Source organism: Paraburkholderia sediminicola (assembly GCF_046027355.1).
GTDB lineage: Bacteria > Pseudomonadota > Gammaproteobacteria > Burkholderiales > Burkholderiaceae > Paraburkholderia > Paraburkholderia sediminicola_B.
This window is the reverse complement of the sequence record NZ_JAQQEK010000003.1, coordinates 211,365-230,665: the sequence shown is the minus strand read 5'-3', so window position 1 is coordinate 230,665 and position 19,301 is coordinate 211,365. Positions and strand designations below refer to the sequence as shown.

General features: G+C 63.3%; 17 protein-coding genes. 16 read left to right on the top strand and 1 reads right to left on the bottom strand.

The genetic code is table 11. The features are described 5' to 3' along the window. The first annotated feature begins 181 nt into the window (after nucleotides 1-181). From PQR42_RS06905 to PQR42_RS06845, 13 genes are all read left to right on the top strand, one after another. Complete coding sequence (locus PQR42_RS06905; protein ID WP_408383350.1) at nucleotides 182-1,054, top strand: cyclase family protein; 873 nt, start codon at nucleotides 182-184, stop codon at nucleotides 1,052-1,054. 12 nt (nucleotides 1,055-1,066) lie between these two features. After that, nucleotides 1,067-2,194, top strand: coding sequence for a CaiB/BaiF CoA transferase family protein (locus PQR42_RS06900; protein ID WP_408383352.1), 1,128 nt, complete (start codon nucleotides 1,067-1,069; stop codon nucleotides 2,192-2,194). 22 nt (nucleotides 2,195-2,216) lie between these two features. Continuing rightward, nucleotides 2,217-3,356 carry a thiolase family protein gene (locus PQR42_RS06895; RefSeq protein ID WP_408204583.1) on the top strand — a complete coding sequence of 380 codons (1,140 nt, stop codon included), beginning with the start codon at nucleotides 2,217-2,219 and terminating at the stop codon, nucleotides 3,354-3,356. Beyond that, complete coding sequence (locus PQR42_RS06890; protein WP_408204584.1) at nucleotides 3,353-4,531, top strand: thiolase family protein; 1,179 nt, start codon at nucleotides 3,353-3,355, stop codon at nucleotides 4,529-4,531. Before PQR42_RS06895 ends, PQR42_RS06890 begins: the two co-directional genes overlap by 4 nt. Before the next feature lie 14 nt (nucleotides 4,532-4,545). Then, a complete protein-coding gene (locus PQR42_RS06885; RefSeq protein WP_408204585.1) occupies nucleotides 4,546-5,004 on the top strand; it encodes a Zn-ribbon domain-containing OB-fold protein in 459 nt (152 codons plus the stop codon). A gap of 181 nt (nucleotides 5,005-5,185) precedes the next feature. Continuing rightward, on the top strand, nucleotides 5,186-6,295 hold the full coding sequence (locus PQR42_RS06880; RefSeq protein WP_408383354.1) for a porin: 1,110 nt from the start codon (nucleotides 5,186-5,188) through the stop codon (nucleotides 6,293-6,295). Nucleotides 6,296-6,369: 74 nt separating this feature from the next. Next, the gene (locus tag PQR42_RS06875) at nucleotides 6,370-7,764 is read left to right on the top strand and encodes an MFS transporter (protein WP_408383356.1); all 1,395 of its coding nucleotides are present in this window, start codon (nucleotides 6,370-6,372) and stop codon (nucleotides 7,762-7,764) included. A 76-nt stretch (nucleotides 7,765-7,840) separates the two neighbouring features. Then, nucleotides 7,841-9,460 carry a class I adenylate-forming enzyme family protein gene (locus PQR42_RS06870; RefSeq protein ID WP_408383358.1) on the top strand — a complete coding sequence of 540 codons (1,620 nt, stop codon included), beginning with the start codon at nucleotides 7,841-7,843 and terminating at the stop codon, nucleotides 9,458-9,460. 154 nt (nucleotides 9,461-9,614) lie between these two features. Then, nucleotides 9,615-10,583, top strand: a complete 969-nt coding sequence (locus PQR42_RS06865; RefSeq protein WP_408383360.1) for a cupin domain-containing protein — start codon at nucleotides 9,615-9,617, stop codon at nucleotides 10,581-10,583. A 37-nt stretch (nucleotides 10,584-10,620) separates the two neighbouring features. After that, a complete protein-coding gene (locus tag PQR42_RS06860; RefSeq protein WP_408383362.1) occupies nucleotides 10,621-11,526 on the top strand; it encodes a TauD/TfdA dioxygenase family protein in 906 nt (301 codons plus the stop codon). Between the two features lie 35 nt (nucleotides 11,527-11,561). Further along, on the top strand, nucleotides 11,562-12,593 hold the full coding sequence (locus tag PQR42_RS06855; RefSeq protein ID WP_408383364.1) for an amidohydrolase family protein: 1,032 nt from the start codon (nucleotides 11,562-11,564) through the stop codon (nucleotides 12,591-12,593). Between the two features lie 163 nt (nucleotides 12,594-12,756). Continuing rightward, entirely contained in the window at nucleotides 12,757-14,481 is a 1,725-nt protein-coding gene (locus PQR42_RS06850) for an MFS transporter (protein ID WP_408383366.1), read from the top strand. Between the two features lie 54 nt (nucleotides 14,482-14,535). Then, nucleotides 14,536-15,339 carry a class II aldolase/adducin family protein gene (locus tag PQR42_RS06845; RefSeq protein WP_408383368.1) on the top strand — a complete coding sequence of 268 codons (804 nt, stop codon included), beginning with the start codon at nucleotides 14,536-14,538 and terminating at the stop codon, nucleotides 15,337-15,339. A 70-nt stretch (nucleotides 15,340-15,409) separates the two neighbouring features. On the opposite strand, the gene PQR42_RS06840 is transcribed toward PQR42_RS06845, so the two are convergent. Continuing rightward, nucleotides 15,410-16,297 carry a LysR substrate-binding domain-containing protein gene (locus PQR42_RS06840; protein ID WP_408221977.1) on the bottom strand — a complete coding sequence of 296 codons (888 nt, stop codon included), beginning with the start codon at nucleotides 16,295-16,297 and terminating at the stop codon, nucleotides 15,410-15,412. A gap of 97 nt (nucleotides 16,298-16,394) precedes the next feature. On the opposite strand from PQR42_RS06840, the gene PQR42_RS06835 reads away from it, so the two are divergent. The 3 genes from PQR42_RS06835 to PQR42_RS06825 are packed head-to-tail and all read left to right on the top strand — an operon-like array spanning nucleotide 16,395 to nucleotide 19,240. Continuing rightward, nucleotides 16,395-17,171 carry an HpcH/HpaI aldolase family protein gene (locus PQR42_RS06835; RefSeq protein ID WP_408383371.1) on the top strand — a complete coding sequence of 259 codons (777 nt, stop codon included), beginning with the start codon at nucleotides 16,395-16,397 and terminating at the stop codon, nucleotides 17,169-17,171. A 23-nt stretch (nucleotides 17,172-17,194) separates the two neighbouring features. After that, nucleotides 17,195-18,073 (top strand): amidohydrolase family protein, encoded by an 879-nt coding sequence (locus PQR42_RS06830; protein WP_408383373.1) that lies wholly within the window; start codon nucleotides 17,195-17,197, stop codon nucleotides 18,071-18,073. A gap of 15 nt (nucleotides 18,074-18,088) precedes the next feature. Continuing rightward, the gene (locus PQR42_RS06825) at nucleotides 18,089-19,240 is read left to right on the top strand and encodes a DUF5624 domain-containing protein (RefSeq protein ID WP_408383375.1); all 1,152 of its coding nucleotides are present in this window, start codon (nucleotides 18,089-18,091) and stop codon (nucleotides 19,238-19,240) included. Nucleotides 19,241-19,301: the final 61 nt, after the last annotated feature.

Below are 19,301 nucleotides of genomic sequence, written 5' to 3'. Positions count from 1 at the left end.
ACCCGCCAGGCCCCGCCGCCGCGCGCTCACGGCGCGGTCACGCCAAAACTTATCGATATCGACAAGAACTTCCCGTTTGACCCTCATAGGGGCCGCCTCTTAACGTGTGTTCACGGAGACAGCGTTGTGCAGCGACATGACGACATGACCGGACTACGTCAAATCCAAAGGCGAACGGAACATGAAAGAAGCATGGCAGCGCTGGGGCGCGGAGGATGAGCGCGGCGCACTCAATCTGATCGGACCGGAACAAGTGCGGCGCGCGATATCGCTCGTGAAATCCGGCGAAGTGGTGAGCCTCGCGCAACCGCTTTCGGCGAAGACGCCCGGTCCGAAACACCGCTGTGGCCTGCAGCATTTCATGAATCGCGATGGCGGCGACTACGCCGCGGGTGGTCGCCGTCCGGGCGGTTTTCAGTTTTCCGAAGATAGCGTCGTGATGCCTTTGCATATCGGCACGCACATCGACGCGTTGTGCCACGCATGGTACGACGACGAACTCTACAACGGCTTTCCCGGCAACACGATTCGCAGCACGACGGGCGCTGTGCGGCTCGGTGTCGACAAGATGCCGCCGATCGTCACGCGCGCCGTGCTGCTCGATTTCGTGCAATTGCGCGGTAAAGCGCTTGCGCCGGATTATTCGATCGGCCGTGCCGATCTTCTCGAAGCCGCAGCGGCCGCCGACGTCGAGATCGGCCGCGGCGATGCGGTGCTGATCCGCACCGGCTGGCTCGAAAGCCAGGCGGGCGTGACGGATGTCTCGTTCGATATTGAACCGGGCATCGACGTAGAAGCAGCACTGTGGCTCGCGCAACGCGACGTCGCGGTGATCGGTGCGGATAACTACGCAATCGAAGTGCTGCCGTTTCCGGCAGGCCAGGTGTTTCCCGTGCATCAGCGTTTGATTCGCGACTACGGCGTGCCGCTGCTCGAAGGCCTGAGCCTGAAAGAGATTGCGTCGCGCAAGCGCAGCACGTTTCTGCTGATGGCGAGCGCACTTCCGATCGTCGGCGCGACGGGCAGTCCGCTCGCGCCGACGGCCGTGCTTTAACGGAGCGCGCGAATGTCCCGCTTCAATTCATTCATGCAGGGCGTACGGGTACTCGACGTCTCCGCCTACATTCCCGGCCCGCTCGCCGGCCTGTTGATCGCCGACATGGGCGCGCAGGTCATCAAGATCGAGCCGCCCGGCGGCGACGGGATGCGCGAACTGGGTCCGCGCGATGACGCCGACGTCCCCGTGTTTCATGCGGCGATCAACGCGGGCAAGACGATCTGCCGGCTCGACCTGAAATCGCCGCAGGGCGTCGCCACATTCCTGCGTCTTGCGGACGAGGCCGACGTCGTGATCGAAGGCTTTCGTCCCGGCGTGATGAAGCGGCTTGGCATCGACTACGCGACGCTCGCCGCACGCAATCCGCGGCTCGTCTATTGCGCGCTTACCGGATACGGTCAACGCAGTCCCACCGCGAACGAGGCCGGACACGACGCGAACTATCTGGCCGCCTCCGGCGTCTTGCATCGCAACGGCAATCCGCCGCGCTATTTCGATCCGCCGATTACCGATGTCAGCGGCGCACTGTTCGCGACGATCGCGATTCTCGGCGCACTGCATCGACGTGGCGTGGATGGCGCCGGCTGCTTCATCGATCTGGCGCTCGCCGATACGCCGATGCTGCTGCAACAGTTCGCGCTGGCGGGCTTCGGCGCCACGGGTGTCGCGCCGCAGACGGACGAAACCTATCTGAACGGCGGCGCGGCGTACTACCGCGTGTACCGCACCCGCGACGCGCGGCACGTGGTGCTCGGCGCGGTCGAGCCGAAATTCTGGCGGGCGTTCTGCGAGGCCGCGCATCAACCGGCATGGCTCGCATATCACCAGGACGCGTTGCCGCAAACGGAACTGATCGGCGAGCTCGACGCGTTCTTCGCGACCTTGAGCGCCGCCGAATGCATCGAGCGTTTCGCCGCGGCCGATTGCTGCGTCACGCTCGTGCTCGATCTTGGCGAGGCCGTCGATGCGCCGCATCACGTCGCGCGCAATCTGCTGCGCCTCGGTCCGCATCACGATTTACAGGTGTTGTTTCCCGCGTGGATCGACGGCGTGCCACCCGCCGTGCGCGGCCCATCGAAGACGACTGCCGATCCGGCATTCGCGGCTTGCTTCGACGGGCACCGGTCGACTGTTTGATTTCAACTAGAGGGACTCTCATATGACTTACAAGGTTCAGCCCGGCGTCATCGGCTGCGCGATACGCCCGGTCATCAGGGGACAGGACCGTTCGCTCGAAGAGATGATGTACGACACCGTGCAGATGGCGCTCGCCGATGCCGGTCTCACGATCGACGACATCGACGGTATCGTGGTCGCCTCGAACGATCAGTTCGACGGCCGCGCGATCTCGGTGATGATGGCCTCCGGGCCGGTGGGCGGCGTCGATCGCGACATCCTGTCGACGCCTTCCGCTTCCGAGCACGCATTCGTGATGGGCGCGCTGCGTGTCGCATCGGGCCACTATCGCACGCAGTTGGTGGTGTCGTGGAGCCCGACCGAGGCGTCGTCGTTGTCGGAAGCCGAACGGCTCGGCGCCGACCCGTACTTTCACCGCATCCTGCCGCTCGACGAATTGTCCGCGCATGCATTGCAGGCCGCCACGCTCGAAGCGCAAGTGCCCGGCGTGCGCGATCTCGCGGCGCGTGTCGCGGCGAAGAACCGTCACCACGGCGAACAGGCCCAACCGACCACGCGGCCGGCAGCGGGGACTGCGCGTTGGCCGCTCGCGCCGTCGATGACCTCGCAGCCGGTGACCGGCAGCGTCGCGATGATTCTCGCGTCGCCGGAATTCATCGAAGAGCGTGGTATCGCGAATGTCGCGTGGGTTCGCGGCATGGGCTGGGCGACGGAAACCGGCTTCCTCGGCGATCGCGAACTGGGCCGTGCGCCGGCGCTCGAAAGCGCGTCGCAACAGGCCTACAAGGCGGCGGGTATCAAAGATCCGGCCGCCGAGTTCGATGTCGCCGAAGTGACCGACGCAACGCCGTACACGGAATTGCTCGCCTATGAAGCACTCGGGCTCTGTGCACGCGAGCAATGGGCCGAGCAGATTCGTGCCGGCAAGTTTCAGCGCGGCGGCGCACTGCCGGTTAATCCATCGGGCGGCGTGCTCACACACAACCCCGTGTTCTGCAACGGTTTGATCCGTATCGCAGAGGTGGCTAATCAGGTACGCGGCCGCTCGGGTGACCATCAGATCGATAACGTGCGCTGCGGCCTCGCACATGCGGCAAGCGGCTTTGCAATGCAATATCAGGCGGCGATCGTGCTCGGCCGTGAACAGGGGGTGACGGCATGAGACAGGAACGCGTTGGCATTATCGGCATCGGGCAATCGGCGTTCAAGCCGCGTCGCGACGATGCCAGTTATCCGGATCTGGTCCGCGAGGCGGTCGTGCTCGCGATGGCGGATGCGAAGCTCGACTTCGAGCAGATCGAGGCGATCGTCTACTCGTTGTCACCCGATGCGATGGTCGGCATCGGCAATGCGGAACGTCTTGGCGTCGATGCGGTGGGCGCGCGCAACAAGCCGTTCCTGCGCATCAACACGGGCGGCGCCACCGGCATTTCGAGCGTGATCTCCGCGTATTACCACGTGGCGTCGGGCGCCTGCGACGTCGTCTTGACCGCCGGCGCGGACAAGGTCGGCGAATGCGGCGACTCGCAGACCGTGCTCAACAAGATCTGGGATCCGTCGTACGAACGTCAATTGCCGCTCGGCACGATCAACATGCTGGCGATGTCGGCGGTGCGCTACATGGAGCGCTACGGCATGACCCAGGAAGACATGGCGCGCGTCACGGTGAAGAACCGCCGGCACGCGTCGCTCAATCCGAACGCGCATTTGCGCAAGCAGGTGAGCATCGAGGACGTGCTGACCTCACGCTGCATCTCGTGGCCGATCAAGCTGATGGACTGCTGCCCGCAATCGAGCGGCGGCGCCGCGATGGTGCTCGCCTCCGAGCGCTATATCCGCGAGAACCATCTCGACGCGGTGTGGATCACGGGTCTCGCGCATTGCGCGGAGACCTACTGGCTCGGCGACCGGATGGCATCGAACCCAATCGCCGATCACGCGGATGCGTTCGCGCTGGGCCGCGCATTCGACCGCGCCTATCAGATGGCCGGCATCACGGATCCGCGCACGCAGATCGACGTCGCCGAACTGTACTCGCCGTTCAGCAACACCGAGTTTCATTCGATCGACGCCGCGCGTCTGTGCGAACGAGGCGAGTCGGTCCAGTTGATGCGCGAAGGCTACTTCGAACTCGGCGGCAAGGTGCCGGTGAATCCGTCGGGCGGCACGCTGTGCACAAACGCGATCGCGGTCACGGCGATGGTGCGCGCCGCGGAAGTCGCATTGCAGGTATGGGGCAGGGCCGGCGGCCATCAGGCAGCGGGCGCAAAACGCGGCGTCGCGAGCGGCAACGGCGGCGACCACCAGATTTTCGGCACGATGGTCATTGAGGCTTGAGAGGAGATACGAACATGGCAACAGAACTTTTGCGACGTAAAGAGAACTGGAACATCACTTACGACCACGCACTCGGCGAAACGGCCAGCTGGTTTTACGTGCAGATTCGCGATAACGCGAAAATTTACGGCCGTCGCTGCGCGGAAAGCGGCAAGGTGCTGGTGCCGCCGCGCGCGTTTTCAGACCAGACGCTCAAGCCGACCACCGACTGGGTCGAAGTTGGTCCCGGCGGCACGATCACCGGCTTCACGATCGTCTATGAGCCGTTCCAGAATCTGCCCGATCCGCCATATGCATTCGGCTATGTGCAACTGGACGGCGCCGATACGTCGATCGGCGGCTTCTTTACCGGCGTCGATCTGAGCGACGGAGATGCGGCTGCGAAAGAGTTGAAGATCGGTCGCCGCGTGATGACCCGCTTCTCCGAAGAACGCACGGGCGACGTGCTCGACTTCCGCTTCGAGCCGGAATGATCGAGCCAGGGCGATAGCGGTGCTGCCGCGGCGGACGACGTTCGGCTCCTCGCGCAGTCGCATCGCCTGAATGATTCATTGATTCACGTACGAAATGCACCGCCGCGCCTTGCGCGCGGGCAGGACTTCGTGCATTCGCAAAGCCTCGGCTACACAAAAAAAGAATCATGGAGACGACACAATGAAAAAACTTTTGCTGGCCGCACTGCTGATAAGTCCGGTCTGTACGGTGTACGCGCAAAGCAGTGTGACGCTGTACGGCCTGATCGACGAAGGTCTGACATTCAATAGCAATCAGGGCGGCCATCGCAACTACACGGCGGCGAGCAGCGTGATGCAGGGCAGCCGCTGGGGCGTGTTCGGCACCGAAGATCTGGGCGGCGGCCTGAAAGCGGTGTTCCGGCTCGAAAGCGGTTTCGACATCAACAACGGCTCGATGAGCCAGGGCAGCCGTCTGTTCGGCCGGCAAGCGTATGTCGGGCTCACCTCGAACTACGGCACGCTGACGATGGGCCGTCAGTACGACCCGGTAGTCGACTACGTGCAGCCGATCAGCCTCGTCGCGTTCATGGGGGCATACGGCGGCCATCCGCTCGATAACGACAATCTGCAGGACACGTACCGCGTCAACAACACGGTCAAGTACAAAACGCCGACCTTTGGCGGCGCGTCCGCCGAAGCCATGTACGCGTTCAGCAATACGGCAGGCGGCTTCAACCAGAACAGTGCATGGAGCGTCGGCGCCGGTTACGCGAACGGCGCGATCGCGCTCGGCGGCGGCGTGATCAAGCTCGATCATCCGGGCCTCGGCACCAATGGCGCGGTCGGTGCATCAGGTAGCGGCACGACGTCCGACTATGCCGCGCTGGCCAATACCTTTGTTGCCGGCAGCGTGCAGAACGAGTGGATCGCATCGGCGGCGGGTACATACACCTTGGGCGGCGCGATGTTCGGCATCGTGTATTCGCACGTGCTGTATGAGATGCCCAGCTCGAACGTGCGCTTCGATAACTTCGAATTCGACGGCTCGTATTACTTCACTCCGTTCCTGCGGCTGAGCGGCGCCTATACATTCACGCGCGGCAACGTCGACGTAACGGATGAGCAACCGCGCTGGCATCAGTTCAACCTGGTGCTCGACTACTTCCTGTCGAAACGCACCGATGTGTATCTGATGGGCGTGTATCAACGCGCGGCAGGCGATGCACAGACCGCACGGATTTATCCGATGGCCGCGTCGAGCAGCGTCAACCAGTACCTCGCGCGCGTCGCGATCCGTCACAAGTTCTGAGCGCCAACCATCCGCGCGGCGGCGCGAGCCCAAGGTTCGGCAGCCGCCTTTGCAAGAGTGTCGAGGAGAGCATCATGTCAGCGAACAGCAGTGAGCACACGTTGCAGGCAGGTTATGCGGCACCGGCCGACGAATATTCAGCCGACGCCAAACGACGCCTGGGCATTCGGGTCGTCATGTCGAGCTATGTGGGCAGCACGGTCGAATGGTTCGACTTCTTTATTTACAGCATTGCCAGTGCGTCCGTGTTCAATGTGCTGTTTTTTCCGGAACTGGGTTCGACCGGCGGCACGCTGGTCGCGTTTGCAACAATCGCGATCGGCTATCTGGTCCGGCCGCTGGGCGGCGTGATCTACGGGCATTTCGGCGACCGCATCGGCCGCAAGAAGATGCTGATCTCGAGCATCGTGCTGATGGGCGTCGCGACGATGCTGGTCGGCATCATGCCCACTTATGCGCAGATCGGCCTGTGGGCGCCGTTGTTGCTGATGGCGCTGCGCATGCTGCAGGGCCTCGCGGTGGCCGGCGAATGGGGCGGCGGTTTGCTGATGACGCTGGAACATGCGGGGCCGGGCAAACGCGGTCTGTGGAGTTGCGTGATCGGCATGGGCCAATGTTCGGGCTTGCTACTCGGCACGGCGGCGTTCGGACTCGTGTCGCGTTTGCCGGAAGCGCAATTGCTGTCCTGGGGCTGGCGCTTACCGTTTCTCGGCGCGGTGCTGCTGATCGCAATCGGCTTGTGGATGCGCCTTGGCATTTCGGAAAGCCCCGTGTTCCTCGAACAGAAACGCAAGGACGAAGCGCAACGCAAAGCACCGCGTCTGCCGCTCGCCCAGGTGTTGCAGACGCAATGGCGTCAGGTGCTGCAAGCCGCGCTGATGGTGTCGGGTCCGTTCGTGATTAGCGCCTTGATCAGCCCGTTCAGCATCGCCTATTCAGTGCAAGCCGGCTTCCCGCGCGTGATTGCGCTCAATGCGGCGACCGCCGCCGCGCTCTGCCAGGTGATCGGTATGTTCTGTGGCGGCTGGCTCTCCGACAAGGTAGGCCGCCGGCCGGTATTCATGGCCGCCGCCGTGCTGATGGCGACCAACATCTCCGCGCTGATGTATCTCGCTACGCTGCACGATAGCGGCATGCTGGTGCTCGGTTTCGCGCTGGCCGGCCTCGCGCACGGTTTCATGTTCGGGCCGCTGGGCGCCTTCATCACGGAACTCTTCACGACCAGCACACGCTTCACCGGCGCGTCGCTTGGTTATCAACTGGCGGGCGCGTTGGGCGGCGGCTTCACGCCGCTGATCGCCGGTGCGCTGCTAGCCGCGGGCGGCGGCGTGCCGCACGCGCAGTACGTGATCGCGTTCGGCGCGTTGTTCTGTCTCGTCAGTTTCATCGTCGCGCTGAAGTCGCGGGAAACCTATCGCGAAGACCTGAATGCGGTGGGCGCGGCATCTAGCGCCGGTTCCAGCGCATGAATCGCCGCGGTATCGAAGCGTGAGCATCGGCAGGATGCGTTCACAACGGCAATCACTTCATCACATGAGTTTTATGATGCGAGCACCTTTAAGCAGAAACCTGTTCGATCTTCTCTGCGAAATGGCGGCCCAGGCGCCGGACCAACCCGCGGTGATCGCAAACGACGAGCACGTCAGCTGGCGTGAACTCGAATTCCGCGCGCGGCGTGTCGCGGCTTGCCTCCAATCGTTCGGCGTGGCACGGGGCGACCGTGTCGGGCTGCTGCTCAGCAACCGGACCGAGTGGATCGAGATCTGTTTTGGCGCGGCGCTGCTCGGCGCGGTAACGGTCCCGGTCAGTACCTGGTCCAAACGCGCCGAACTGGATTTCCTGCTGCGCGACGCGGGTCTGAAAGTGGTGTTCACGCTCGAGCGTTTCGGCGACCAGAACTATGCCGCCGATCTTGCCGCGCTGATTCCTGAGCTTGCCGACGCGCGTCCCCGTAGTGCGCTTTGCGCCGCTTATCCCGCGCTGCAACAAGTTGTCTGCGTGGGCGGCGATGGCTTCGCGGGCGCTTCGCGTTACGCCGATCTCTGCCGCCGCGCCGCGCCGCTCGATACGGTTCCACCGCCCGGCGACGGCGCCTGCGCGACTGACGACGCGTTCATTCTCTACACGTCCGGATCGACTTCGTTTCCGAAAGCCGTTCGGCTAACCCATGGCGATGTAATTGAAAACGGCTTCAACATCGGCGAGCGGCAGGGGTATACCCGCGACGACCGCGTGCTGCTGAGCCTGCCGCTCTTCTGGTCGTATGGCTCCGCGAATGCGATGTGCGCGACCTTCACGCACGGCGCGACGCTGGTGCTGCAAAGCCGTTTCGAACCGGCGGGCGCGCTCGATCTGATCGAGCGGCATCAGTGCACCGCGTTGTACACGTTGCCGGCGGCGACTACCGCGCTGGTCACGCATCCCTCGTTTTCGCGTGAACGTACGCGCAGTTTGCGCACCGGCCTCACGATCGGCAGTGCGCAGGACATCGCGACGGCGGCGGATGTGCTCGGCATCCGCGAAATCTGCAATGTGTACGGGCAAACCGAAACGTACGGCAACTGCTGTGTAACGTGGCACCACACGCCGCTCGACGAGCGCAAGCACTGCCAGGGGCCGCCGCTGCCCGGCGTGCGGCTGCGTATCGTCGATACGGAAAGCGGTGAGCCGGTCGCGCAGGGCGAGCCCGGCATGATCGAGGTGGCGGGGCGCGTCACGCCCGGCTACACCGGCAAAAGCGAAACGCTGAACGCGGAATGCCGGACTGCGGACGGCTATTTACAGACCGGCGACATCGGCCGCATTGCGCAAGACGGCAGCCTGCAATTCATCGGGCGCAATACGGAGATGATCAAGCGCGCCGGCATCAACGTGGCGCCCGCCGAAGTGGAAGAAATTCTGCGGCAGCACGAAGGTGTCGCGCTTGCCGGTGCAGCCGGCGTACCCGACGCCGAGCGCGGCGAGATGATCGTCGCGTTCGTCGTGAAGGCGCCGGGCGCGACCGTGACGAGCGAGGAGTTGCGCGCGCATTGCCGGGCGCTTGCATCGAGTTACAAGGCGCCCGACCGCATCGAGATCTGTAGCGAACTGCCGGCCACGCCGACCGGCAAGGTGCTGCGCAAGGAGCTCAAGGCGATGGCGGCCGCGCTGCTGGCGGCCAAGTAGCCGGCGGCCGCGTGAGCGCGTTTTGCTGCGGCTTCGATAAGGGGAAGTGATGAGTATCGACAAGAACTTCCCGTTTGACCCGAACCACGCAGGCGCTTAACGTGAAGACACAACGATAGAAGCCCGCCCGCCGCCGCGCGGCCGGAAAAAGCTGATGAAACTGGAGGAAGACATGTCGACAGCCGCTCCCACGCGGTCGATCGCGGATTTGCCGGCGCAGCGCGCCGCCGCGCCGAAAACCGCCGCGCAACGCACCGCGCGTTATTTCAACACGGGCAACGCGTTCAATATCCAGCTGCCGCCCGTGCCGGACCATGCTTTCACCGCCGAACCGGCGCGCGCATTGAATCCCGCCACGCCGACCGGTTTGATCGATTGCGATCTGTCGTCGCAGTTGCAGATTCCAGTGCCGGCTACCACGCCCCTTTCGCTGGTGCGCTACGCGCGCATCCGCGCCGGCGAGACGCTGAATACCGAATTCGCCGCGAGCGGGGTGATCGTCTATGTGATGGTCGGCAGCGGCCAGACGGTTTGCGGCGACGAACGGATCGACTGGAATGCAGGCGACGTGTTCGTGCTGCCCGGCGGCATCCCGCATCGTTATCAAGCGGCGCCAGACGCCGACGCCGTGCTGTGGATCGTCACGAACGAGCCGCAACTTGCCTTCGAACATCTGCGCGCACCGGTCGACGGTGGCGCGCCGACTCCGGTCGTGCACTATCCGGCCGACGAAATCGAGCGCCAGATCGATCTGATCTACGACGTCGGCCGTGGCCAGGATATTGCCGGCTCAGCGCTGATTTTTTCGTCTGAGCGTCAGGAGGCGATTCGCAACGTGCTGCCGACGCTCACCGTCGCGATGAACTCGTTGCCGCCGGGTGTCGCGCAACGTCCGCACCGGCATAACTCGATGGCGGTTGCATTGATCATTCGCGGCGACGGTTGTTTCTCGATGATCGACGGCAAACGCAAGGACTGGTCGCAATGGGCGACCACGATCACGCCGCCGGTGGCCGTGCATTCACATCACAACGAAGGCGATCAGCGCGCGATGTTCCTGATCGTGCAGGACGGCGGCATCTACTACTACACGCGTGCGATGGGTTTCTCGTTCGCCGATTAGAACGCGAACCATCCACCCAATTCAGGAGACACAAACCATGTCAGTTCAAGCCGTCAATGCTTCCACCGCTACCGCTAATCGCTTCAAGGTCCGCAGGCTAGGCGATGCGCTGGGCGCCGAAGTGCTGGGCGTCGATATGCGCCATCGGCTCGATCCCGCCGCCTATCAGGAATTGCACGACATCTGGATGGAGCATCTCGTGCTGGTGTTCCCCGAGCAGCACGTGGACGACCAGCAGCATGTCGATTTCACACGCAGCTTCGGCGAGCCGGAGATATTCCATCAGGACATCATCCGCTCGAAGCGCGTGCGCGAGATCTTTCGCGTGTCAAACGTGGATGAGGAAGGCACGCTGATGCCGCCGGATCATCCCACCGCGCGGCAAGTGTCGCTCGCGCAGTTCTGGCACACCGACAGCAGTTATCGCGCGGTGCCGTGCACCGGCGCGCTGTTGCACGGAATCGAAGTGAGCCGCACCGGCGGCGAGACGCAGTTCACCAACATGTACGCCGTCTACGACGCGCTGCCTGACGCGTTGAAGAAGCAGGTCGAAGGGCGCCGCGCGCTGCACGACTTCGAGTTCCTGCAAAAGCAGAACAAGCTCAAGCCGCTCACCGACGCGGAACGCGCGGCGATGCCGCCGGTGTGGCAGCCGATGGTGCGCAAACACCCAGTGACCGGGCGCAAGTCGCTCTATATCAGCCCGATCTACAACGAAGACGTGGAAGGCATGCCGCGTGACGAGGCGCGCGCGCTGATCGCCGAACTCGCGGCATTCGCCGGGCAGCCGCGATTCGTCTACTCGCATCGCTGGGAGACGGACGACGTGGTGCTGTGGGACAACCGCTGCACGATGCACCAGGTGACTTCGTTCGAACCGACCGAGCGGCGCGTGATGCACCGCACGACGATCGTCGGCGATCAACCGGTGATCGCAGGCTGAATCCCAAGGACACACGACGCTTTCGAGGACTTTTCATGTCGACTACCGAGCTTCCCGTTTTCAAGCATGTCGAGTTGAACCCTGCATGGCTGGACCGTTTGCACGAAGACATCATCGAACCGGATCTGCCGATCATCGATCCGCATCATCATCTGTGGGAACGCGACGGCGGTTATCTGCTCGATGACTTGCTGGCCGACACCGGTTCGGGCCACAACATCACCGCCACGGTCTACGTGCAATGTGGTTACGCGTATCGCCACGATGGACCCGAGGCGTTCAAGCCAGTCGGCGAGACTGAGTTCGTCGCCTCGGTGGCCAACGAAGCGGCTCGGCGCGGCGTCAAGACGCGCGTTTGCGCGGGCATCGTCGGCTATGCGGATCTGACCTTGGGCGACGAAGTCGACGCCGTGCTGCAGGCGCATGTCGATGCCGGCGGCGGCAGGTTTCGCAGCGTCCGCCATATCGTCGCGCGGCATGAGTCGTTTCAGGCGAGCCTGCTGACGCCGCCGCCGCTGTTCCTGATGAACGACGCCACGTTCCGGCGCGGCGTGGGCCGGCTCGGCGCGTTCAACCTGTGCTTCGACGCATGGCTGTATCACACGCAGATCAAGGAGCTGGCGAACCTCGCGCGAGCCTTTCCGGAGCTTCCGATCGTGATGAACCATCTGGGCGGCCCGCTCGGCGTCGGTCCGTATCAGGGCCGACGCGATGAAGTGTTCCGTGAGTGGCTGGCCGCGATCGACGAACTCGCGCAGTGCCCCAATGCCTATGTGAAACTCGGCGGCCTCGCGATGGCGATTGCCGGTTTCGAATTCCATCGCGAGCCGTTGCCGCCTTCGTCCGGCGAACTGGCGAACGCGTGGAGGCCGTACATGGATGCGTGTATTGAACGCTTCGGCGCCGAGCGCTGCATGTTTGAAACCAATTCGCCGGTCGACAAGGGCATGTGCAGCTATCCGGTGATGTGGAACGCGTACAAGCGGATCGCCTCGGGCGCTTCGGCAAGCGAAAAAGCGGCGCTCTTTCACGACACCGCGACGCGAGTCTATAAGCTCGGGCACTAACAAGCCGTGCGGTAGAAAAAAGAGGTAGCGCCAGAGCGCATCTGGCGGCGGGTATTACATGCCGGCGTCTGAAAGGCGCGTGGCGAAAAAAATGACCGGCAGAGCGGGCCACGCCACAAAGGCGTGGCACCGCGAGTGCCCGGCAATACGGAGACGACGACACATGGGTACAGCATCCCCCCGCGCCGATTTCACCGGCAGGGAAAGATGGAAGGTCATCATCAGTTCGTCACTCGGCACGGCATTCGAGTGGTACGACTTTCTGCTTTACGGTGCACTCGCGCCGGTCATTGCGAAACAGTTTTTCTCCGGCGTCAATGAGACGGCAGCGTTCATCTTCGCGTTGCTGACGTTCTCGGCGGGCTTTGTCGCGCGGCCGTTTGGCTCGCTCGTGTTCGGGATGATCGGCGATCTGGTCGGCCGCAAGCGCACTTTCGTCGCGACGATCATGCTGATGGCGCTACCCACGTTTCTCGTCGGCTTGCTGCCCAACTACGCGACATGGGGCATCTATGCGCCTGCCACGCTGATCGTGCTGCGGGTGCTGCAGGGACTTGCTGTCGGCGGCGAATATGGCGGCGCGCTTGTCTATGTGGCCGAGCATTCCGAGCCGGCCAAGCGCGGCAAGGATACCTCGTGGCTGAGCGCGATGACGCCGGCCGGGATCATTCTCGCGTTGTCGGCCACGCTGGTAACGCGCACGATTTCCGGCGAGAGCGCCTTGGCGGACTGGGCGTGGCGGATTCCGTTTCTTGCCTCGATTGTGCTGTTCGGCATTTCGATGTGGCTGCGTCTGAAGCTGAAGGAATCGCCGGTATTCGAAGAGATGAAAGCGGCCGCGCGCGACAAGCGGCGGCCGGTGCGCGAAGCGTTCGGCGAATGGCGCCACCTGCGCACGGCCATTCTGCTGACGTTCGGCGTCAATACGGCGATCGGCGTGATCGCCTATACGTCCGAGTTTTACTCGCAGTTCTTCATGGCGCGCACGCTCGGCATCGATCCGGTCACGATCAACTGGGTGATGCTGCCGTCGTTGCTACTGAGCATTCCGATGTATATCGTGTGTGGCTGGTTGACCGATAAGTTGGGTCGCAAGCCGGTCTTTCTGATCGGCACGCTGCTCGCGGCTCTGACGCTGCAACCGGCATTCCGTTTGATGACGCACTACGGCAATGAAGCGCTCGAAGCCGCGCAACGTGCCGCGCCGGTGGTCGTGTACGCCGATCCCGCCAATTGCTCGTTGCAGTTCAATCCGGTGAGCGCGGCGGCGCTGAGTTCTTCATGCGATATCGCGAAGGGCTATCTGGCGAGCCGGATGGTGTCGTACGAGAATCAGACGTTGCCAGCCGGTTCGATGGCGTCGCTGCAGATCGGCAATACCAAGCTCCAGGCGTTCGACGGCGCCGGCATGCCGAAGGCCGCCTTCGCCGCGCGGGAAAAGCAGTTCCAGGCGGACGTTCAGAAGGCGCTGACGGCGAACGGCTATCCGGCGCGGGCTGATCCGGCGCACGTGCATCGCGGTGTGCTGATTTGCATCATGACGTATCTGCTTTCCCTGCTGGCGATGATCTATACGCCCGCCGGCGCCTGGATGACCGAACTGTTCCCGACGCGCATCCGCTATACCGCGATCTCGCTGCCGTACAACATCGGCGCGGGCTGGTTCGGCGGCTTCATGCCGAGCGTCGCGTTCGCGATGGTGGCGGCCAACGGCGGCGTGTACTTCGGGCTGTGGTATCCGGTCGGCTTGCTTGCATTGGCCGTGCTGATAGCGGGCTTCGGCTTACCTGATACGAAGGATCGCCGGCTCAATGCACCGATCGGCGATGACGAATCGAGCGATGCAGGGCGCGGTGTCGAGCACGCCGTCGAGCAACGCGCCGTGTGATGAAAAGCGGGGCGGCGCGCGGTCGCGATGGCGCAATTTTTGTGGAGACGAGATATGTCTGCGAGTCCGATGACGACAATGGATGACTTGCCGCTGACGCAAGACAGCGTGCACGGCATGAGCGACGCGGAGCGCACGCTTCGAATCGAACTGGCGGCCGCGTACCGGCTGGTCGATTACTTCGGCTGGACCGAGCAGATCTACGGCCACCTGACCGCACGCATTCCCGGTCCCGAGAACCATTTCCTGATCAACGCGTTCGGCGAGAACTATGACGAGGTCACGGCATCGAGCCTGGTGAAGATCGATGTGGACGGCAACGTGGTGTCGGGCGCGAACAGCTCGGTGAACTACGCGGGCTTCGTGATCCATTCGGCGATCCATATGATGCACGACGAGCGCAACCTGGTCGTGATGCATATCCATTCGCGCGCGGGCATGGCGATCGCCGCGATCAAGGAAGGCCTGCTGCCGATTTCGATGTTTTCGACCGTGTTCTACGAGAACATCGGGTATCACGACTACGAGGGTGCGTCGCTTTATCTCGACGAGCGCGACCGCATTGTGCGCTCGCTCGGCTCGGCGAAAGCACTGATCTTGCGCAATCATGGCTTGCTGGTGACAGGCGCGTCGGTGCCGGAATGTTTTCTGCGGTTGTACCGGCTGGAGCGGGCGTGTCAGATTCAGGTAGATGCCGCGGCCTGCGGGCCGCTCAATCTGATCAAGGCGGACGTGGCGGCCAGATCGCGCGCTGATCTCGGCGAATTCCAGGGCATGCAGCGCGTGCCGGAAGGGACGATCGAGTTCGCGGCACTCAGACGCAAACTCGATAGGATTGATCCGGGCTATCGGGATTAACTGCTCGGCCTCGAAAGCTGCGACTCTCGTTGCCTGAATTTTGCGGCGCTGGTTTCGTTGGTTCGATGGCTTAACGCAACCCGAGCGCGAGCTCCGCAAATTGCATGGCTCGCGCGTTCGCATCGCCGTAACGGTGCGCGATGTACAACGTGGTCGTGGTGTCGGTCTCATCGAGCGTTCTGAACACGACGCCGGGCACCGCGATGGTCTGCAACGTAGCCGGCACCAGGGCGATGCCGAGGCCTGTCGCTGTCAGCCCGATCAACGTCGACGCCTGCTGCGCTTCCTGCACCACCTGCGGCTCGAAGCCGCGTTTCGCGCACAGCGCGAGCGTCTGCTGCGACACCGCCACGCCCGCCGCGCGCGGATACGCGATAAACGGCTCGCCGCGCAAATCCTTGATCTTGATCGAGGCGGCTTTCGCCAGGCGGTGTCCTGCATGCATCGCGACAAGCAACGGCTCTTCCATCAACGGCGTGAAGACGAGTTCGGTCCGCGGCGTATTGTCCGGCAACCTCAACAGACCGACATCCAGCTCACGCTGTTCGATCGCCTCGATCTGCAACGACGACGACAGTTCGAGCAACGAGATATTCACCTTCGGCCGCTGCGTGCGGTAAGCATGAATCAGACGCGGAAAAAGCGGCGACAACGAAGACGCGTTCGTAAACCCGACCCGCAAGCGCCCCACCTCGCCGCTCACGGTCTCCCACACACTCTCTTTCGCATGCTCGATCCGCGCGAGGATAGCCCGCGCGTCGTCGACGAGCGCCAAGCCCGCCTCCGTCAGCGCAACCGTGCGGCGGGTGCGGTGAAACAGCCGCGCCCCCAGTTCCGCCTCTAGCGACTGGATCGCCAGACTCAGCGGGGCCTGCGTAATGCCCAGCCGCTCGGCGCTGCGGCGAAAATGCAGTTCCTCGGCGAGGACCACGAAAAATTCCAGATGACGGATATTCATTGATTTGCTCTGTAAATCAATAACCTTGGTTTAGAGAATAAATCAAAACTGTTTCCCGGGCGATACTGTCTTCCACCAACCTCACTACGGAGACAGCATGAACGGTGCGGAACTCGTTGATCGCCTGCGAGCGCGGCAGAAAATCATTGCGCTGGGCATTCGCGCCTCGCGCACCACGGACGCCGTCCGCTGGGCCAAGGCCGCGGGCTACGACACGATCTGGGTGGACATGGAACATAGTTCGCTGCCGGTCGACACCGTCTCGCAACTGTGCTCGTGCGCCGTCGATCTCGGCCTGATGCCGTGGGTGCGTGTGCCGGAGCGCGACTACGGCACGATCAACCGCGTGCTGGATGGCGGCGCGCTCGGCATCATCGTGCCGCGCGTGGAAACCGCGGAGCAGGCGCGCGACGCCGTGGTCGCGACGCGCTTTCCGCCGCTCGGCCAGCGCTCGCAATTGGCCACGCTGCCGTACGTCGGCTTCGAGAAATTGCCCGCTCGTGAACTCAACCGGCGTCTGAACGCCGCTACCGTGCTCAAGGTGCTGATCGAGAGCCGTGCCGGCGTGGAAGCGGCCGACGCGATCGCGGCGATCGAAGGCGTCGACGTGCTCGCGCTCGGTTGCAACGATCTGTCCGCCGATATGGGTCACACCGGCGAATCGGCGCATCCCGAGGTGGTGGCCGCGTGCCGCAAGGTGATCGCGGCGGCGCAGCGGCACGGCAAGGTGGTGATCGTCGGCGGGATGCCGGAATGCGCGGCGCTCGACGAATTGCGCCGCGACGGCGCGGCGCCGTTCATCTTTGGCGGCATCGACAGCGATGTTTATCTCGCAGCGCTGCGTGAGCGCGCCGAGCAGGCACGTCAACTCTAACTCGACACTCTCACTACTAGATCATGGCAGAGACCCCGCTGATTTCCACGCCGATGCGCGACTACGACACGCTCTCGCGTCCGTCGTTCACCATGCCCGCGCTCGCCTGCGACGCGCATATGCACGTGTTTGGCCCAGAAGACAAATATCCGAAGGTCGAGCATCCGCACTACACGCTGCCCGACGGCAAGCTCTCGCACTATCTGCAGATGATGAGCGTGCTGCGACTGAAGCGCTTCGTGATCGTGCAGCCGAGTTTTTACGGCACCGATAATCGCTGCATGATCGATGCGTTGCATGTGGCGGGTTCGATCGCGCGCGGCGTCGTGATGATCGAGGAGAACACCGGCGCGGCTACGCTCGACAGTTTTCATCATTCCGGTGTACGCGCAATCAGGCTCGATCTGTTCGCACGCGCCGGATTGCCGACCGCGGAGATCCAGCAATACATCACGCGCATGGCGCGTTTGTGCGCGAGCCTCGGCTGGCATGTGCAATTCTATGCGCCGGGTTGGGTCGTGCGTAATCTGATTCCGTTTCTCGCCGACGTGCAGAGCGATTTCGTGATCGACCACATGGGCTACATGCTGGAAGAAGATGGCCTCACTCAGGGCGATTTCGACCGCCTGTTGAGTTTGCTGAAAGACGGCAACTGCTGGCTTAAACTCAGCGCACCGTACCGCATCGCCAAACATCGCGGCTATGAAGCGGTCGCGCCCATGGCCGAGGCAATCATCAAGGCCGCGCCGCACAAAGTGATCTGGGGCTCGGACTGGCCGCACATTCCCGATTCGACGCGCGACACCGGCGAGTTGCTGAATCTGCTTGGCGCCTGGACCGATGATGCCGCGGTTCGCAAGATGATTCTGTCGGACAATCCGGCGCGTCTGTTCGATTACTAGAGAGCACGCAAGCTTATGGTCTATCAACCCGACGCTGCATTTGCAGGTCTCTTTCGCGCGTTCACGTCCGACCCGCAGAGTATCGGCGCGCATCTGACGCAGCGGATGGCGCAGCAAGCCGAAGATGCGCCGATGCTCGTTTCGACCGGCAGCGATATCGCGTTATTTCCGGGCGCGGGACGGGCGCCGTCGATCGAAAGTTTTCGCAAATCGACGCGTGGTTTCATCGAGTTGACTGCGGTGTCGCATTTGCCTCTGGCGTTGGCCTATCTTGCGCGAATGCGCGAAGTGGCCCCGCACGACGACACGTGGAAAAGCGACGCGGCGCGCTTGCGCCAACACGCGCAAGCCGTGCGCGAGGCCAACTCGGTTGCTCTGTGGCGAGAACAGGTTGCGGTGGAGAGCTTCAGCGGCCACGAGTGCAAGATCGCCAACCTCGTCGACTACACCTGCGGCGTGACGATCGACCGGCTCGCGCGAGCCGAGCAGGATCCCGAGTTGCTGAGTTTCGAGCGTTTGAATGCGGAGTACTTTGCCGCGCCCTCAAGCGCCACGTTACCCGTGCCGATGAACGACGTGATGTTCGCCACCTTCGGGCTCGCGTTCCTCGATATCGCCTATCGGATCGGCAACTGGTTGCGCGCGCAGTCGCTCGACTGGCAACGCGCGATGGTGCTGGTGAGCGGTCAATCCGGCCGGCCGACGGCGGGCGCGACGTGGGCGTCGAACAATATGTGCTACTTCGTGTGGCGCGCGTCGGAGCGTGTGCTGCCACCGGATCGTATTCTCGTTGCACCGCACGCGCCGTCGTTCTCGGTGGCCGAGCTCGGCGACGGGGCCGCCCTTGCCGAACGCGAACGCACGTATCGCAGCCTGTGGCTCAACACGCGCTCGAGCATTGACGTGGCGCGTTTGCTGTTTCCGGACCAGCGCGCCTATCACGTCGAGCCGGCGCCCGCCGACGGCATGCCGCCGATCACTTCCATCGACGATCGCGACGCCACCGCCGCGCGGCTGCGCCGCATCATGGAAGATCCCGCGCAACTGCTGTCGAATTGCGTTGCCGACTATATCGTCGATCAGCTTCATGACAACGGCAATCAGCCGCAAAACGTGGCGATTCCGGGTTTCACCAATGTGTCGTATCCGGACGTCGTGAAGCCTTAACAGCACGCTTGCCGACTGATAAAAACCGACCGGCGCGTCAGGGCGCGCGCGCCGGCTGAAT

Excerpts from the sequence above, each read along its gene's own strand:
- PQR42_RS06835 (WP_408383371.1), top strand. The coding sequence starts at position 16,395 with ATGAACGGTGCGGAACTCGTTGATCGCCTGCGAGCGCGGCAGAAAATC.
- PQR42_RS06895 (WP_408204583.1), top strand. The coding sequence starts at position 2,217 with ATGACTTACAAGGTTCAGCCCGGCGTCATCGGCTGCGCGATACGCCCG.
- PQR42_RS06900 (WP_408383352.1), top strand. The coding sequence starts at position 1,067 with ATGTCCCGCTTCAATTCATTCATGCAGGGCGTACGGGTACTCGACGTC.
- PQR42_RS06830 (WP_408383373.1), top strand. The coding sequence starts at position 17,195 with ATGGCAGAGACCCCGCTGATTTCCACGCCGATGCGCGACTACGACACG.
- PQR42_RS06905 (WP_408383350.1), top strand. The coding sequence starts at position 182 with ATGAAAGAAGCATGGCAGCGCTGGGGCGCGGAGGATGAGCGCGGCGCA.
- PQR42_RS06865 (WP_408383360.1), top strand. The coding sequence starts at position 9,615 with ATGAAACTGGAGGAAGACATGTCGACAGCCGCTCCCACGCGGTCGATC.
- PQR42_RS06870 (WP_408383358.1), top strand. The coding sequence starts at position 7,841 with ATGCGAGCACCTTTAAGCAGAAACCTGTTCGATCTTCTCTGCGAAATG.
- PQR42_RS06845 (WP_408383368.1), top strand. The coding sequence starts at position 14,536 with ATGTCTGCGAGTCCGATGACGACAATGGATGACTTGCCGCTGACGCAA.
- PQR42_RS06855 (WP_408383364.1), top strand. The coding sequence starts at position 11,562 with ATGTCGACTACCGAGCTTCCCGTTTTCAAGCATGTCGAGTTGAACCCT.
- PQR42_RS06890 (WP_408204584.1), top strand. The coding sequence starts at position 3,353 with ATGAGACAGGAACGCGTTGGCATTATCGGCATCGGGCAATCGGCGTTC.
- PQR42_RS06880 (WP_408383354.1), top strand. The coding sequence starts at position 5,186 with ATGAAAAAACTTTTGCTGGCCGCACTGCTGATAAGTCCGGTCTGTACG.
- PQR42_RS06850 (WP_408383366.1), top strand. The coding sequence starts at position 12,757 with ATGGGTACAGCATCCCCCCGCGCCGATTTCACCGGCAGGGAAAGATGG.
- PQR42_RS06885 (WP_408204585.1), top strand. The coding sequence starts at position 4,546 with ATGGCAACAGAACTTTTGCGACGTAAAGAGAACTGGAACATCACTTAC.
- PQR42_RS06860 (WP_408383362.1), top strand. The coding sequence starts at position 10,621 with ATGTCAGTTCAAGCCGTCAATGCTTCCACCGCTACCGCTAATCGCTTC.
- PQR42_RS06875 (WP_408383356.1), top strand. The coding sequence starts at position 6,370 with ATGTCAGCGAACAGCAGTGAGCACACGTTGCAGGCAGGTTATGCGGCA.
- PQR42_RS06825 (WP_408383375.1), top strand. The coding sequence starts at position 18,089 with ATGGTCTATCAACCCGACGCTGCATTTGCAGGTCTCTTTCGCGCGTTC.
- PQR42_RS06840 (WP_408221977.1), bottom strand. The coding sequence starts at position 16,297 with ATGAATATCCGTCATCTGGAATTTTTCGTGGTCCTCGCCGAGGAACTG.